The organism is Mycolicibacterium brisbanense (assembly GCF_001570425.1).
Lineage (GTDB): Bacteria > Actinomycetota > Actinomycetes > Mycobacteriales > Mycobacteriaceae > Mycobacterium > Mycobacterium brisbanense.
In genome coordinates this window covers 16911-32554 of the sequence record NZ_BCSX01000038.1, presented here as the reverse complement: position 1 = coordinate 32554, position 15644 = coordinate 16911, and the positions used below count along the sequence as shown (strand labels likewise).

At 66.2% G+C, this 15644-nt stretch carries 17 protein-coding genes and 2 rRNA genes; 9 read left to right on the top strand and 10 right to left on the bottom strand.

Going from position 1 to position 15644, the window contains the following annotated elements:
* Together RMCB_RS20915 and rrf are read left to right on the top strand one after the other, a co-directional pair.
* Positions 1-212 (top strand): 23S ribosomal RNA (locus RMCB_RS20915); the annotation flags it as partial.
* Positions 213-353: 141 nt separating this feature from the next.
* A 5S ribosomal RNA gene (gene rrf / locus RMCB_RS20910) occupies positions 354-467 on the top strand.
* A 176-nt stretch (positions 468-643) separates the two neighbouring features.
* Here the strand turns inward: rrf and RMCB_RS20905 are convergent.
* The 3 genes from RMCB_RS20905 to RMCB_RS20895 form a co-directional block, all read right to left on the bottom strand.
* Positions 644-847, bottom strand: a complete 204-nt coding sequence (locus RMCB_RS20905; RefSeq protein ID WP_131805563.1) for a hypothetical protein — start codon at positions 845-847, stop codon at positions 644-646.
* Between the two features lie 88 nt (positions 848-935).
* Complete coding sequence (locus RMCB_RS20900) at positions 936-1409, bottom strand: hypothetical protein (protein ID WP_131805562.1); 474 nt, start codon at positions 1407-1409, stop codon at positions 936-938.
* A gap of 137 nt (positions 1410-1546) precedes the next feature.
* The gene (locus RMCB_RS20895) at positions 1547-1933 is read right to left on the bottom strand and encodes a DUF5997 family protein (protein ID WP_062830348.1); all 387 of its coding nucleotides are present in this window, start codon (positions 1931-1933) and stop codon (positions 1547-1549) included.
* A gap of 28 nt (positions 1934-1961) precedes the next feature.
* On the opposite strand from RMCB_RS20895, the gene RMCB_RS20890 reads away from it, so the two are divergent.
* Positions 1962-2675 (top strand): LysR family substrate-binding domain-containing protein, encoded by a 714-nt coding sequence (locus RMCB_RS20890; RefSeq protein ID WP_062830347.1) that lies wholly within the window; start codon positions 1962-1964, stop codon positions 2673-2675.
* A gap of 83 nt (positions 2676-2758) precedes the next feature.
* On the opposite strand, the gene RMCB_RS20885 is transcribed toward RMCB_RS20890, so the two are convergent.
* Positions 2759-3937: an NAD(P)/FAD-dependent oxidoreductase gene (locus RMCB_RS20885; protein ID WP_062830346.1), complete on the bottom strand. Its 1179-nt coding sequence runs from the start codon at positions 3935-3937 to the stop codon at positions 2759-2761.
* 151 nt (positions 3938-4088) lie between these two features.
* On the opposite strand from RMCB_RS20885, the gene RMCB_RS20880 reads away from it, so the two are divergent.
* The 3 genes from RMCB_RS20880 (at position 4089) to nrdF (ending at position 7480) form a co-directional block, all read left to right on the top strand.
* The gene (locus RMCB_RS20880) at positions 4089-4829 is read left to right on the top strand and encodes a TetR/AcrR family transcriptional regulator (protein ID WP_029366142.1); all 741 of its coding nucleotides are present in this window, start codon (positions 4089-4091) and stop codon (positions 4827-4829) included.
* Positions 4830-4911: 82 nt separating this feature from the next.
* Positions 4912-6453: a flavin-containing monooxygenase gene (locus tag RMCB_RS20875; protein WP_062830345.1), complete on the top strand. Its 1542-nt coding sequence runs from the start codon at positions 4912-4914 to the stop codon at positions 6451-6453.
* Between the two features lie 64 nt (positions 6454-6517).
* Positions 6518-7480 (top strand): class 1b ribonucleoside-diphosphate reductase subunit beta, encoded by a 963-nt coding sequence (nrdF, locus tag RMCB_RS20870; protein WP_036422030.1) that lies wholly within the window; start codon positions 6518-6520, stop codon positions 7478-7480.
* Here nrdF and RMCB_RS20865 read toward each other — a convergent pair.
* The 3 genes from RMCB_RS20865 to RMCB_RS20855 form a co-directional block, all read right to left on the bottom strand.
* A complete protein-coding gene (locus RMCB_RS20865; RefSeq protein WP_062830344.1) occupies positions 7477-7914 on the bottom strand; it encodes a hypothetical protein in 438 nt (145 codons plus the stop codon). The genes nrdF and RMCB_RS20865 overlap by 4 nt on opposite strands.
* A gap of 23 nt (positions 7915-7937) precedes the next feature.
* A complete protein-coding gene (locus RMCB_RS20860; protein ID WP_062830343.1) occupies positions 7938-8324 on the bottom strand; it encodes a hypothetical protein in 387 nt (128 codons plus the stop codon).
* 105 nt (positions 8325-8429) lie between these two features.
* Positions 8430-9881 carry an LLM class flavin-dependent oxidoreductase gene (locus RMCB_RS20855; protein ID WP_062830353.1) on the bottom strand — a complete coding sequence of 484 codons (1452 nt, stop codon included), beginning with the start codon at positions 9879-9881 and terminating at the stop codon, positions 8430-8432.
* Positions 9882-10033: 152 nt separating this feature from the next.
* Between RMCB_RS20855 and RMCB_RS20850 the strand changes: the two genes are divergently transcribed.
* Entirely contained in the window at positions 10034-10369 is a 336-nt protein-coding gene (locus tag RMCB_RS20850) for a DUF3349 domain-containing protein (protein WP_029366136.1), read from the top strand.
* Here the strand turns inward: RMCB_RS20850 and RMCB_RS20845 are convergent, their stop codons facing one another.
* From RMCB_RS20845 to RMCB_RS20835, 3 genes are all read right to left on the bottom strand, one after another.
* Positions 10370-11419 (bottom strand): NAD(P)-dependent alcohol dehydrogenase, encoded by a 1050-nt coding sequence (locus RMCB_RS20845; protein ID WP_062830342.1) that lies wholly within the window; start codon positions 11417-11419, stop codon positions 10370-10372.
* Positions 11420-11583: 164 nt separating this feature from the next.
* Positions 11584-11859: a YciI family protein gene (locus RMCB_RS20840; protein ID WP_029366134.1), complete on the bottom strand. Its 276-nt coding sequence runs from the start codon at positions 11857-11859 to the stop codon at positions 11584-11586.
* Between the two features lie 9 nt (positions 11860-11868).
* Positions 11869-12570: a TetR/AcrR family transcriptional regulator gene (locus RMCB_RS20835; protein ID WP_062830352.1), complete on the bottom strand. Its 702-nt coding sequence runs from the start codon at positions 12568-12570 to the stop codon at positions 11869-11871.
* 211 nt (positions 12571-12781) lie between these two features.
* Here RMCB_RS20835 and RMCB_RS20830 point away from each other — a divergent pair, with 211 nt between their 5' ends.
* Together RMCB_RS20830 and RMCB_RS20825 are read left to right on the top strand one after the other, a co-directional pair.
* Entirely contained in the window at positions 12782-14770 is a 1989-nt protein-coding gene (locus RMCB_RS20830; protein ID WP_062830351.1) for an ABC transporter ATP-binding protein, read from the top strand.
* The gene (locus RMCB_RS20825; RefSeq protein WP_062830341.1) at positions 14770-15639 is read left to right on the top strand and encodes an ABC transporter permease; all 870 of its coding nucleotides are present in this window, start codon (positions 14770-14772) and stop codon (positions 15637-15639) included. Before RMCB_RS20830 ends, RMCB_RS20825 begins: the two co-directional genes overlap by 1 nt.
* Positions 15640-15644 lie beyond the last annotated feature (5 nt).

Sequence of the window (15644 nt, the reverse complement as noted above, 5' to 3'; positions counted from 1 at the left end):
ACCAGTTGTCCCACCAGGGGCACGGCTGGATAGCCACGTTCGGACAGGATAACCGCTGAAAGCATCTAAGCGGGAAACCCCCTCCAAGACCAGGCTTCTCACCCATTTAGTGGGATAAGGCCCCCCGCAGACCACGGGATCGATAGACCAGACCTAGACACCTAGCAATAGGCGCAGGGAACTGGCACTAACCGGCCGAAAACTTACAACAACCAACAAACACCCTGTTGGGTTACCTGTAAGACGCACACCCAAGCCTCGCAACCACACCACACGTCACCCCCACACAGGGGTCACCACACTCCACCACCAAAACACACACAGATGTACACCCAGAAACGGGTGAATAGAGTTACGGCGGTCCATAGCGGCAGGGAAACGCCCGGTCCCATCCCGAACCCGGAAGCTAAGCCTGCCAGCGCCGATGATACTACCCACACGGGTGGAAAAGTAGGACACCGCCGAACACGCATTAAGCCCCGGGCCCCCAATCACACATTGGGGGCCCGGGCATTTTTATATCCACGTGCATATTGCGTTTTGGTTGTTCGCAGTTGTGCGGCGCCAATCCATCGAATTGCCGACAAAAGCCAAATCCACGTGTGCAGCCTTATGGCACCGCGTATCGAGGCGCGTGCATGGGTCACCCCTGGCGCCTGCGCGACCGGTCCGCCACCCAGCGGTGCCGAATCTGATCGGCCGGCACCTGCGTGATGTGGTCGCAGGCCCGGCAGCAGTACGTCCGACAGCCGGGCGACCCTGGCCGCCAGCCGACCAGTACTGTGCCGGGCCCGAATTCGGCGCCGCACACCTCACACAGTTCGGGTGTCACTTCGGTCCACACCACGGTGAGACCGTAGACCAAAGCGGGGACACGGTCTCGTCGGTTCCGAGTGGCGAGCTGTCAAACGTGTTGCAGCTGAGGGTAACTCGCGTCAGGCGGGCAGCGATGCGAGCAATTCGGACGCTGCCGTGGTCCACGACGCCACGTCGGGTGGGGCGGCGATGTTACCGACCACCAGCACCACGTTCACCAGATACTTGTCGGTGGCTACCCGCATCACTGGGAAATCGCCTGGGCGCGTGAGGGGTTCGATGATCATGCGTCGACCGATACCGGGCACGACCGTCGCTCCCGGTTCGCCGATACCGGCAAGGAGTTGTTCGGTGATCACTCCGGTGGCAGGTGACTGGACCTTGATCGACGCCGTGAACGACAGCACCCCACCTTCGGTGGCGTAGTAGCTGCAGTTGTGCCCGACGGTCCCGTCTGTGTTCTTGATGTCGGTGTCGCGACCGTCGTCGACGTCGACGCCCGCCAGGTCCGACATCTGCCGGCCGGTGAGCAGGCAATCCGACGGCAGGACATGGTCACGCCATTCCATGACCGGCTTGTTCCGGTTGGGCACAGAGGTGACCTCGCCGCCGGCTAGCGGTTGCCCCGTCACAACGTGCGAACACCCCGTCGCGCACGCGATTGCCATGAGGGCCACCGCGATTGCGCGGTTCCTCCTCACCTGCATCAGCCGCTGAGCTATCGGCAGGATCAGCTCTCGCGGGCCTGGTCGGCGTGCAGCGCCTTGATGCGCCGCTGCTCGCGGAGCACGTCTTGGTAGCTCTCGCGTTCGGCAACGAGCCAGTCGGGTTTCTCCGCGAGCAGCTGATCGATCTGCTCGGTGGTGAGCGCCTTCTCGACGCCGCCACGGGTAAGGCCGGCGATCGAGATGCCCAGCTTGGCGGCGACGAGGTTCTTGGGGTGTGGCCCGTTCTTGCGGAGGTCCTTGAGCCACTGCGGCGGGTTCGCCTGCAGCGCGGCGAGCTCATCGCGGGTGATGGGCTTCTCTTGGAACTCCGCAGGCGTCGCGGGCAAATACACGTCCAGCTTCTTCGCCGCGGTGGCGGGTTTCATGGACTGCGCGTTCGGCCTGCTCATGGCATCAGCCTATCGGTAGCCTGAGGCGGTGACCTCGCTCTCCCTGACCCTCGGGTACGTGCCCGGCGGGACGCCTGCGAAATGGGCGCGGATCTGGGCGGAGCGTCACCCCGAGGTTCCGCTGCGGTTGACTCCCGTCACTGCGGCAGACGCGGCCGAGGCGGTGCGGACAGGCACGGTCGACGTGGCGTTGCTGCGGCTGCCTGCAGACACATCCGGGTTGGCTGTCATACCGCTCTACGACGAGACGACGGTCGCCGTGGTGCCGACCGATCACCTCCTCAGCGCTGTCGATGCGATCGCCGTCGACGACCTGGACGGTGAGCCGACACTGCGGCCACTCGACGACGTCGTCGCCTGGCCGGGTGCACCCGGCGTCCCGGTCGATTACCGGCCCGAGACCACCGAGGACGCAATAGAACTCGTCGCCGCGGGGATGGGCGCGCTCATCGTTCCGCAGTCTCTGGCGCGCCTGTATCACCGCAAGGACCTGACGTACCGCCCGATCACCGATGCGCCGACATGTCCTGTCGCGCTCGCCTTCCCGGAGGGGCCGCAGACGGATCTGGTCGAGGAGTTCATCGGGATCGTGCGGGGCCGCAAACCTGGTTCGTCTCGGGGGCAGGCCCAGCCCGTGGTGAAACGCACCGCACGGGAGAAGACGCTCGCCAAGCAGGCCGCTCGTGCCGCGGCGGGCAAGGTGGCCCGCAAACCGGGGCGTGCTGGGCGCGGCCGCCACTGACGCCGTCTCAAACGACGAGTGGCCAGTCACGACGCCGAATTTGCAAGGGCGTGCGTAACTGGCCACTGGGCACAGTCGGCGGACTACGTGTGCTGCGGGCTCTGCGCCTTCTTGTACATCGACTTCAGCAGCAGATCGCGGAAGGTGTGGTTGTCCAACGCCTTGAGGCCCGCACCGGCGACCCCCGGAATCCCCGCGAGCTTGTGGAAGAAGCGGCCGCGGCGGTACTCCCGGCCCCACGTCGCCTGCATGCGCTGCGCGTAGTTCGTGAAATCGTCGGGCCCACCGTTGGTGAGCGCCGCGATGGCGCATTCGCCCGCAGTCAAGCCGGATTCGAGGGCCTTGGAGATACCCGCACCGGACACCGGCTTACCGGCACCCAACGAGTCGCCGACGAACAGCACACCGGGACGCCACGGCGGCCAGGCCGTGAAGCCCATGGGCAGTCGCCAGGCCCGCACGCTCTTGTTCTTCTTGAGCTCCTCGATCGGAGGCAGTTCCCATTCGCGGGGAAGCGTCTTGAGGAAGTCGCCGAGGAACTGGGTGGCGTTGATGGACTGCCAGTTCTTGTAGCTGTTGACGTAGCCGAGGCCGATGTTGAACCGGCCGCCGCCCATCGGGAACACCCAGCCGTAACCGGGCAGCTGATCGCCCTGGAACATCAGCTTGAGATAGATGTCGAAGGTGTCGGAGTCGGGCCGGTTGGCGTGCATCTCCGAACGGATGGCGATCGCGGAGTAACCGTTGTACTCCGAGTCGATCTTCAGCGCTCGCTTGATGGGGGAGTAGGCGCCGTCGGCAGCGATGACCGCGTCGCCGAACACCTTTTCGCCGCTCTTGAGCACCACGCCCACCACTCGACCGTTGGCGTCGATCTCGGGGCCGGCCACCTCGGAGCCCTGACGCACCTCGGCACCGGCCGATTCGGCGTGCTTGAGCAGCAGAGTGTCCAATTCGGTACGGCTGACGGTGTGGCCGTGGTTGGGCATGCCTGGACGGCGCGGGAACGACAGCTCCCACTCGCTGGGGCTGTACACGGTGACCCTGTTGATCCGATGGAACTTGGCGACCTCGTCGGCCAAGCCCATCTTCTGCAGGTAGCTCACCGCCCGGGCGGTGAGACCATCGCCACAGGGCTTGTCCCGCGGGAACTGCGCCTTGTCCAGGACGACCACCTTGGCGCCGGTCTGAGCGGCCTGCCACGCCGCCGCTGACCCGGATGGGCCGCCACCGGCAATGACCAGGTCGTATCGCTGCGTCATGAGCCTCGTCTCATCGGTTGAGTGTCGCAGCGATAGTACCGAAGCCTGCTGTGTCCGGCGTGACGGGGACAATCGCCGCTCAGAGGGGTTGTTTGCGGATTACGGGACGGTCTGGGCAGGTCAGCGCTATCAGGGCGAGTACAGTGATCGCGTGCGGCGAGGGGTGAGACCACATACCAGCGGCGAAGCGGGCGTCAAGGTAGACGCCCGCAGCGAACGCTGGCGTGAGCATCGAAAGCGGGTGCGGTCCGAAATCGTCGAGGCCGCATTCCGAGCCATCGACCGGCTGGGTCCCGAGCTGAGCCTGCGGGAGATCGCGGAGGAGGCCGGCACCGCGAAGCCGAAGATCTACCGACATTTCGCCGACAAGTCCGACCTGTTCCAGGCCATCGGCGAGCGGCTGCGCGACATGCTGTGGGCGGCCATCTTCCCGTCGATCAACTTGGCCGCCGATCCGGCCCGCGAGGTCATCCGACGCAGCGTCGAGCAGTACGTCCGCCTGGTCGACGAACATCCGAACGTGCTCCGTTTCCTGATCCAGGGGCGCTTCGCCGAGCAGAGCGAGTCGACCATGCGGGCGCTCAACGAGGGTCGCGGAATCACCCTGGCGATGGCCGACATGTTCTCCAACGAGCTCCGCGAGATGGAGCTCGACGGGGCGGCGATGGAGCTGGCGGCGTTCGCCATGTTCGGTGCGGCGGCATCGGCCACCGACTGGTGGCTGGGCAGTGAGTTGGACAGCCCGCGCCGGATGCCGATCGACGAGTTCGTCGCGCATCTCACCACCATCATGGTGGGCTCGATCAACGGCACCTGTGAATTGCTGGGCATCTGGATCGACCCTGATCTGCCACTGCACGAGGGCGTGCAACGTCGCGAACACGTTGGCTGACCGGATTCGTTGACAGCCGGGTCTCAGGTCCGCAGACTGGCGAGTATCCGGTACCGGTGTTCCCAGGAAAGGACCTGAAGTCATGACGGCCGCCGAGCAATCTGCGCACACCCAGCAACCCGTCCGGACCAGGGCACTGATCATCGGCAGTGGGTTCTCCGGGTTGGGTATGGCCATCGAGTTGCAGCGCCGCGGGGTGGATTTCCTCATCCTGGAGAAGGCCGGCGAAATCGGCGGTACCTGGCGAGACAACACCTACCCGGGCTGTGCCTGTGACATCCCGTCGCACATGTACTCGTTCTCGTTCGAGCCGAAGGCCGACTGGAGCCACATGTGGTCGTTTCAGCCCGAGATCCAGGACTACCTGCTCGGGGTGACGGCCAAGTACGGGCTGCGCCGCTACATCCGGTTCAACAACCACGTCGACCGTGCGCACTGGGACGACGACGAACTGCGCTGGCACGTCTACACCGACACCGGCCAGGAGTACATCGCCCAGTTCCTCGTGTCCGGCGCCGGCGCTCTGCACATCCCGCAGATCCCCGAGGTCGAGGGCCGTGAAGAATTCACCGGGGTGGCTTTCCATTCCGCGCAGTGGGACCACAGCGTCGACATCCGCGGTAAGCGCGTCGCGGTCGTCGGCACCGGCGCCAGTGCCATCCAGATCGTGCCTGAGATCGTCAAAGACGTCGCCGAACTGCAGCTGTACCAACGCACCCCGGCGTGGGTGATGCCGCGCGTCAACAACACCTTCCCGCTGTGGATGCGCCGTGTGTTCAGCTACGTGCCCGGCACCCGGGCGCTGCTGCGCGCCGCGATCTACTGGATCCACGAGGGCGTCGGGTTCGCCATGACCCAACAGCCTCGCCTGCTCAAGATCGGCGAGATGATGGGCCGCTACAACATCAACCGCAGCATCAAAGACCCGGAGCTGCGCCGTAAGCTCACGCCCAACTATCGCGCAGGCTGCAAGCGAATCCTCAACTCCGACACCTACTATCGCGGCATCGCCAATCCCAAGACCCAGGTGATCACCGAGCGCATCGCGCGCATGACCCCGGCCGGCATCGTCACCGCCGACGGCGTCGAGCATCCGGTGGACGTCGTGGTGTGGGCAACCGGATTCCACGTCGCCGATTCGTATACCTATGTCGACGTCAAGGGGCCCGGTGGCGAGGACCTGGTGGACCGCTGGAATCGCAGCGGCGTCGAGGCGCACCGCGGCATCGCCGTGGCCGGCATGCCCAACCTCTTCTTCCTGCTGGGACCGAACACCGGCCTCGGCCACAATTCGGTGGTGTTCATGATCGAGCAGCAGATCCGCTACGTCGGGCAGGCGATCGCGGCGGTGGACAAGGCCGGTGCCGAGGCGCTCGCGCCGAGCAGGGCCGCGCAGGACGCGTTCAACGCCGAGCTGCAGCACGACCTGACCGGCACGGTGTGGAACACCGGTGGTTGCAAGAGCTGGTACATGGACGAACACGGCGTCAACCGCACCCTGTGGAGCGGCATGACCTGGCAGTACTGGCTGGCCACCCGCAATCTGGACCCGTCGGAGTTCGACTTCCTGCGGGACGGGCGCGACACGAAAACACAAGGTGTTGCGGTAACCGCTGGGCGGTGACACCAGGGGTAGTGTCGAGGCGGACAATGCGACCTGGGGAAATGGAGTTCTGGTGAGCGAAGGCATGAAGCTGATCGACCGCGTGTCAGCGATCAACTGGAACCGCCTGCAGGACGACAAGGATGCCGAGGTCTGGGACCGGCTGACGGGTAATTTCTGGTTGCCGGAGAAGGTGCCGGTGTCCAACGACATCCCGTCCTGGGGCACGCTGACCGCCCATGAGAAGCAGATGACCATGCGGGTGTTCACCGGCCTGACGCTGCTGGACACCATCCAGGGCACGGTCGGCGCCGTCAGCCTGATCCCCGATGCGCTGACCCCGCACGAGGAAGCGGTGTACACCAACATCGCGTTCATGGAGTCGGTGCACGCTCGCAGCTACAGCAACATCTTCTCGACGCTGTGCTCGACCGCCGAGATCGACGATGCCTTCCGCTGGTCGGAGGAAAACCCGAACCTCCAGCGCAAGGCCGAGATCGTCATGCAGTACTACAAGGGTGACGAGCCGCTCAAGCGCAAGGTGGCCTCGACGTTGCTGGAGAGCTTCCTGTTCTATTCGGGCTTCTACCTGCCGATGTACTGGAGCAGCCGGGCCAAGCTCACCAACACCGCGGACATGATCCGGCTGATCATCCGCGACGAGGCCGTGCACGGCTACTACATCGGCTACAAGTACCAGCGCGGGCTGGCCCTCGTCGACGAGGAAAAGCGTTCGGAGCTCAAGGATTACACCTACGAACTGCTCTTCGAGCTCTACGACAACGAGGTCGAGTACACCCAGGACCTCTACGACGAGGTCGGGCTCACCGAAGACGTCAAGAAGTTCTTGCGGTACAACGCCAACAAGGCGTTGATGAACCTCGGCTACGAGGCGCTGTTCCCCAAGGATGAGACCGACGTGAACCCCGCGATCCTGTCGGCGCTGAGCCCCAACGCCGACGAGAACCACGACTTCTTCTCGGGTTCGGGGTCGAGCTACGTGATCGGCAAGGCCGTCAACACCGAAGACGAGGACTGGGACTTCTAGGCTTCGGGCTCGCGGGGCGGCAGTTTGATCAGCCCCGCGAGCAACAACAACAGCGACGTTTGCGCCAGGACGCCAGGTGCCAGGGTCGGCGCCGGCCCGACCGTCTTGGTCGCGGCGTACCACCACTGCTGAGCGGCCGGCATGGTTTCCCAGGTGTCGGCGTAGCGCTGATCGAGTGGGCCCGAATCATGGTTGACCGCAATGTGATCGAGCACGCCGTAGGCTGACGCGCCGAGCACGACCAGCACCAGGACGCGAGAGATCAGCTGCGCGCCGCGGGTAGGCAGCGCGGTCAGCGCCGTGGCCACCGCGAGCACCGCGAGGGCCACCCACGGGATCAATTGCTCCGAGCTGTTCCAGTGCCGCTCGCTGGCCAGCTCGAAGGCCGTCGCCAGGATTCCCGCGACGGTCAGGGCGAACAGGGCGGCACGCACGAGCCCCGCCCTGCGGCGGGAAGTCATGGGGTCAACGCGGACACGATCTTGTCCACGGTCTCCTGCCCGGGGTTGTACTTCGCCAGGTTGTCGCGCAGCTTGCCCAGATTGGGATCATCGGCGGGATACGGGCGGTATTCGACGACTTCCTCCGCCCACCGGGACGGGTTGCTCACCCCCGCGGCTTTCAGCGCCGCGGCGATGTCGTCTTCCGATGCGGTGTTGGCCGACACCTTGGCGGCGTGGTCGGCGGGGGCCGCGGTGGCCGGAGCGGCAGTCGTGGTGCTCGCTGCCGCCGCGCCTGACGTCGTGGTCGTGCTGTCAGCCGATGTGGAGCCACCGCATCCGGTCAACGAGAGTGTCGTCGCGATGCTTGCGGACACAATCAAAAGCGCTGCCTTACCTGACATGTCGTCTCCCTTGTGGCGTAGCGGGTAATGTAACCACGATTCATCGTTGCCACGGGTTCGATTGCCCAGATTTCTGACAGTTTCCTGTACTCATGCTGTGGGGAGCTATCGTCCTCGCGCCGGCTGGGCGGCGGTGGAAGCAGACGACGACGGCACCGTGGTGGGACGCTCGATGATGGTCGAATTCGCTGCGCCCACACGGTAACTGGCGCCGCGGTGGTCATCGGCGAGCCGGTCGCCGCGCCCCAGCAGCTTGTTGCGCAGGCTGCCCGGCGCGTACTCCGTCTGGTAGGCGCCCCGTGCCGTGAGCACCGGGACCACGTACTCGACGAAATCCGCGAACGAGCCGGGGGTGATGGCGTACGCCAGGTTGAAGCCGTCGACATCGGTCTCGTCGACCCACTCCTGCAGCGTATCGGCAACGCGTGCACCGGATCCCACGATGCGCGGGCCCATCCCGCCGATCTCGCCCCATTCGGCGATGTCGCGCACCGCCCACTCACGGCCGTCCGGATCGGCGGACTGGAAGGCCTTGACCGCCGACAGAATCGCGTTCGAGTCGACGTTGCCGATCGGCTCGTCGAGCCCGTAGCGGGCCAGGTCGACCCCCATCCACCCGGACATGAACACCAGTGCACCCTCGGGATCGCCGTAGGACAGATACTCAGCGTGTTTGGCCGCGGCTTCCTCGTCGGTCTCGGCGGTGATGATCGTGGTGAGGTTGAAGATCTTGGCAGCGTACGGATCTCGGCCGGCCAGCTCCAGTTCCGAGCGGATCGTCGAAACCGTCTCGCGCAGAATGGCTTTGGTGGGAGCCGCGGTGAAGATCGCCTCGGCGTTCTCGGCCGCGAAGCGCACTCCGCGCGGTGAGGACCCGGCCTGGTAGATCACCGGGGTGCGTTGCGTCGACGGCTCCGCGAGATGTACGCCCGGGACGCTGAAATGCGTTCCGGAATGGCCGATGTGGTGCACCTTGGCCGGGTCGGTGAACACCCCGCGTTCGGCGTCGCGCACCACCGCGTCGTCCTCCCACGAACCTTCCCACAGCTTGTAGAGCACCTCGAGGTACTCGTCGGCGTGGTCGTAGCGGGCGTCGTGGGCGGGCTGGTCGGTCTGGCCCATGTTGCGCGCCGCCGCAGGCAGATAGCCGGTGACGACGTTCCAGCCGATCCGGCCGTTGGTCAGGTGGTCCAGCGTCGACATCCGCCGCGCGAACGGGTAGGGATGCTCGAAACCGGTGCCGGTGGTGATGCCGAATCCGAGATTCTCGGTGACCAGTGCCATCGCCGAGACCAACAGCATCGGGTCGCCGACGGGAATCTGCGCGGCCTGGCGGATCGCGGCCTCGTCGTTACCGCCGTAGACGTCGTATGTGCCGAGCACGTCGGCGATGAACAGCCCGTCAAAACGGCCGCGTTCCAACAGCTTTGCCAGTTCGGTCCAGTACGTGATGTCCTTGTAGCGCCAGGACTGGTCGGCTGGATGGCGCCACAGCCCGGGGGACTGATGGGCGACGCAGTTCATGTCAAAGGCGTTGAAGCGGATCACACGGGTCACCGCGCCGAGCCTGCCCGTAGTGACCGCGAGCGTCACCGGTTGTGTTCAGCCGGATTGTTTTTCACTGCTCAAGGATTAACGAGCGATGAATGACCTGGGAACTGTCCGATCCTCAGGTGGTGCCGACGGCGACGTGATATGAGACTTGCGTGGTGACCGCACAGTCTCTCGTGACCTCGATCCTGAACTGGCTGCGCGCCGGCTACCCGGAAGGCGTTCCGGGCACCGACCGCGTGCCGCTGCTGGCGCTGCTGCGCGCCACCCCGCTGACCGACGATCAGGTCAAGGAAGTGGTGCGCAACATCACCGCGAACGGGTCTGCCGCGCTGGCAGACGGAAAGATCGACCGCGACGAGATCGCGGAATTCATCTCCGAGGTCACCGAGCACGACGCCGGCCCGGAGAACATCAACCGGGTGGCGGCCAAACTGGCCGCCGTCGGTTGGCCCCTGGCCGGCGTCGATCGCGATGCGGCAGCCTCGGAGTAACTAGCCGCGCAGCGAAGCGGTATCGATGACGAACCGGTACCGCACATCGCTGGCGAGCACGCGCTCGTAGGCCTCGTTGATGTAGTCGGGCTGGATGACCTCGATCTCGGGGGTCACGTCATGCTCGGCGCAGAAGTCGAGCATCTCCTGGGTTTCGGGGATGCCGCCGATCATCGAACCGGACAGGCTGCGACGGTATGCGCCCAGCGGGAAGAACGGCACCACCAGCGGCTTCTCCGGCGCTCCCAGCTCGACGAGCGTGCCGTCGGTGGCCAGCAGGCCCAGGTACGCACCCATGTCGAGGTTGGCCGACACCGTGTTGAGGATCAGGTCGAACCTGCCCGCCAGCTTGGTGAAGGTGTCCGGGTCGCTGGTGGCGTAGTACTCGTCGGCGCCCAGCCGCAGACCGTCCTCCATCTTCTTCAGCGACTGCGACAGCACGGTGACGTGCGCACCCATCGCGTGCGCGATCTTGACACCCATGTGACCGAGGCCGCCCAGGCCGATGACGGCGACCTCTTTACCGGGGCCGGCGTTCCAGTGCCGCAGCGGTGAGTACAGGGTGATGCCGGCGCACAGCAGGGGAGCGGCCTTGTCCAGCGGGATGCTGTCGGGGATCCGCAGCACGTAGTTCTCGTCGACGACGATCGCGCCGCTGTAGCCGCCGTACGTGGGCGTGCCATCGCGGCCGGTCGCGTTGTACGTGCCGACCATGCCGGTCCCGGTGCAGTACTGCTGCAGCCCGGCCTTGCAGTTGTCGCATTCGCGGCAGGAATCGACGAAGCAGCCGACACCCACGTGGTCGCCGACCTTGTGCTTGGTGACCTCAGAGCCGACCGCGGTCACGACCCCGGCGATCTCGTGGCCCGGGACGACGGGGTAGTTGGGCTGGCCCCACTCGGCCTTCACGGTGTGGATGTCGGAGTGACAGATGCCCGCGAAGTGGATGTCGAACGCCACATCGTGGGGCCCTACCTCGCGGCGGGTGATGGTGGTCTTGGTCAGCGGCTCGGTTGCCGAGTTCGCGGCATATGCGGAAACAGTGCTCATCACAGCCCTCTTCGATCGTCGTCAGTGCGTGCTTCTGGGGACTTGGCCCAGGTAACTGGTGCGCCGCAGAACGCGGCCCGACACCTGCAACCATCGCGATACAGACATTAGTCCCGCCATCGACTGTGACTTCGCTCCCTGAGAACGGGCTGGGAGCGGGTGGCTCAAAGCCCGGGCGCGCGGATCGACCCGTTGAACGACACCCGCTCGTAGCTCACGAGCCCCTCCAGGGTGTACGGATCGGTGTCGATGATCTGCTGGGCATCCTCGGTGCTGATGTCGCCGGTGATCAACACGCCGCCGCTCAGCGGTTCCAGGCGGCCCGCGAGCAGGATGCGGCCGGCGGCCACCTCGTCGTTGAGCCATGCGACATGCGCCGCCCGGGTCTGGTCGACAACTTCGACCGGCTTCAGGTAGGTGAGGGTGAGCACATGGAACATGGATGCAGACTATGCGGGCTCAGGCGGGACGGCGCAGACCCCCCGGGTATGCCGGTCGATCTCGAGATGACTGCGTTCACGGCGGTCCGCGGCGGCATCGTCGGAGAGCCCCAGCACCCGCATGCAGGCGTCGGCGACGTGGAACGGTAGCTCAGCCCGTTGCGGACCTGCCGGCATCGACCACATGTTGACCAGGGACTCGACGAGCCGAAAAGGCAGATCGGCGGCGGCCGCCGGGATTCCGGTGCGGTTGACCACAGCCATGCTCAGATCCAGATAGTGCAGTCGCAGCCGTTCGCGCTCCGACCAGAACGGTTGCAACTTGGCGTCCCGCAATTCGGGCAGGAGGTAGAGCGCCCCGAGATTCCAGTGCCCGGACATCAGCTGGGCGCCGTCGAATGCTGCGAGCGCGTGCAGGTGTTCTGCAGCTGTCAACGCGGGCTCGGCGCTGAGCAGGCTGGGAACGAATCCCAGTGTCGGGGCGACTGTCTGTTCCAGCAGCGCACACAGGATGTCGTCCTTGGTTTTGAAGTGGTGATACAGCGATGCCTGGCGCATGCCGACCGCTTCTGCGATCGTTCGTGTCGAGGTTCGCGCATATCCCGTTGTAGTGAACAATTCCCCTGCGGCATCGAGGATTTCGTCGCGTGCCGTCAACCCCGGACGCCGCTGATCGTGCAGGCGCGGACGTCCTGCTCTGGTGAGCGGCATACCGCCATCGTGGCCCATCGCCGGTGCGCAACGGAGACCCGCAGCTATCTGTCACCCGATAGAAACGCGCGACACGTGACTGTTACCGAAGTCGCCGATTGATTTACGCCCGCGACACCCGATCTCGGCGGTGTCAGTGAAAACTGTCGAGCGACAGGCTGCGGCACACGGTGGTGGCGCGGCATTCCCAATTCACTTCCGGGAGGCCACGATGCGCGAGGCCACGATCGAGGCCGCACCCCCACCGGTCGACAGTTCGGCAGTACGGGCCGCGGCGCCGTCGACCACACAGCCTGTCGCAACGGTCGGTGATCTGTACGTCACCTTCCGCCGCAACGGCAGCGGCGTACATGCGCTGCGCGGGGTCTCGCTGGCGATCGCGCCGGGCGAGATCGTCGGGCTGGTCGGCGAATCCGGTTCCGGCAAGACGGTTCTCGGGTTCACGATGCTCGGCCTGCTGCCGACCGCGAAGGTCGAAGGCGTGGTCCGCGTTGCGAATTCCGACATGATCAACGGTGACGGCAAGGCGCTGCGAAAGGTTCGCCGGCTGGATCTGGGCGCGGTGTTTCAGGATCCGATGACCTCGCTGAACCCGACCATGCGGATCGGCAAGCAGGTGGCAGAGGCTGCCGGCAGCGACGACGAGGCACTGCGCCTGTTGACGGCGGTCGGCATCCCGGATCCGGCCCGGCGGATGCGCTCCTTCCCGCATGAACTGTCCGGCGGACTGCGTCAGCGGGTGATGATCGCGATGGCCATCGCGGGCGACCCGGAACTGATCATCGCCGACGAACCCACCACCGCACTCGATGTCACCGTCCAGGCCCAGGTGTTGCAGCTGTTGCAAGGGCTGCGCGACCAGATCGGGTGCAGCATTGTCTTCATCACCCACGACCTCGGGGTGGCCGCACAGATATCGGACCGCATCGCAGTGCTCTACGCGGGCCGCATCGCCGAGATCGGGCCTGCCGCAGAGGTTCTCCAGAGCCCGGCGCACCCCTACACCCAGGGTCTGCTGCGCTCCCGGCTGACGTTGCAGACCGCCCGCGGCCGGCGGCTCGCCGCACTGCCGGGGTCGGTGCCCAGCCCGCTGGCACCGCTGCCCGGCTGCGCCTTCGTCCCGCGTTGTGAACTTGCCACCGACGACTGCACGAAGACGCCACCCGAGCCGATCTCGGTGGGACCCGCGCGGGTCAGCGCGTGCCTGCTACCGGCACGGCCGCTCGCCGAAGCCGAGACCGCTACCGACCAGGAACCCGTTGCCCAACAGGAGGTTTCGAAGCCCGACACCGACCATCCGCCGTCGATCGAACTGACCGACGTCATCAAGACCTTCTCCGTCGCCCGGCGGGGCAAGCTGCAGGCACTGCGCGGCGTGACGCTGCGCGTCGGGCACGGCGAATCGGTGGCACTGGTCGGGGAGAGCGGATCCGGCAAGTCCACCTTGCTGCGGGTGATCGCCGGACTGGAGAAGGCCAGCTCCGGCATGGTGAAACTCGCGGGGGGCCAGCGGCCGCAGATGGTTTTCCAGGATGCGGGTGCGTCCCTGACCCCGTGGCTGTCGGTCGGCGAGCTCATCGCCGAGCGGCTGCGCGGCACCGGGATGTCCCGGGCGCAGCGCCGCGACGCCGTCATCGACGTGCTGGCACGGGTGGGGCTGCCCGCCGAGGTCGCGAAGTCACGGGCCGGTCAGCTCTCGGGCGGTCAGCGCCAACGGGTTTCGCTGGCGCGGGCCACCGTGGTGCCGCCGCCGGTGCTGTTGTGCGACGAGCCGACCAGTGCGCTGGACGTCTCGCTGGCCGCGTCGGTGCTCAACCTGATCGGCGACCTGCGCCGCAGTCTGGACATGTCCGTGGTGTTCGTGACGCACGACCTGTCGGTGGCCCGGGTGGTCGCCGACCGGATCGCCGTCATGTACCTCGGACGGATCGTCGAAGTCGGCCCCGCCGAGCAGGTCATCGGCGATCCCGCCCACCCGTACACCCGCGCTCTGGTGGACTCGATCCCCGATCTCGGGCGCGAATCCCGGGTATTGCCAGGGGAACCGGCCAGCCCGCTGGCGCCACCGCGCGGATGCGCCTTCCACCCGCGCTGCCCGATCTCCGTCGACGCCTGCGGCGGCGACCAACTCGATGTCCGCCTCGAAGGCTTCCCGGGCAATCCGCACCAGGTCGCCTGTATCGAACGGAAGGCGCTCTGATGGCCATCGCAGTGTCGGTTCCCGGCCTGGTTCGCGGCAGCGGGCGGTGGCGCCTGGTCGTGCCGCAGTCCCGGTCGACGATCGTCAACTGGACCGGGTTCTCCTTGGTGATCGTGGTGACGCTGGTCGTCGTCGCGGTACCGCTGCTCGCGCCGCACAACCCACTGACCCCGGTGGGCATGCCGCTGCAGGCTCCGGGGAGCAACGGATTCCTGCTCGGCACCGACAGCGTGGGCCGCGACATCCTGTCCCGGGTGCTCTACGGCGCCCGATCCAGCTGGTTCGCCGCGCTGGCGGTGGTGGCGCTGGGCCTGCTGATCGGCGGGCTGGTCGGCCTGATCGCCGGCGCTGCCGGAGGCTGGGTCGACGCCACGCTGATGCGCATCACCGACGGCTTCCTGTCCCTGCCCGCACCGGTGCTGGCGATCGCGGTGGTGGCCGCGCTCGGGCCGGGCTTCCTGCACACCCTGATCGCGGTGTCCATCGTCTGGTGGCCGTTCTATGCCCGGCTGGTGCGCGGCGAGGTGGCCCGGCTGGCCGCCCGGCCACACGTCGAATCGGCGAAACTGACCGGTGTCAGCCCATTCCGGCTCGCCGGGCGACACCTGCTGCCGGGTGCGGTACCGAATGCGCTCGTCGCCGCCAGCCTCGACATCGGCACGTTGATCCTCACCCTGGCGGCGTTGTCGTTCCTCGGGCTCGGACAGGCCGCGCCCGCACCGGAATTGGGCGCCGACTCGGCCCGCAACCTCAGCTACTTCCTGCAGCAGTGGTGGATCCCGGTGATGCCGGGGCTCGGGGTGCTGGTGCTGGCATTGATCGCCAACGTCGCCGGCGATTGTCTGCGCAATCTGATGAAAACGAACTGAGAGAG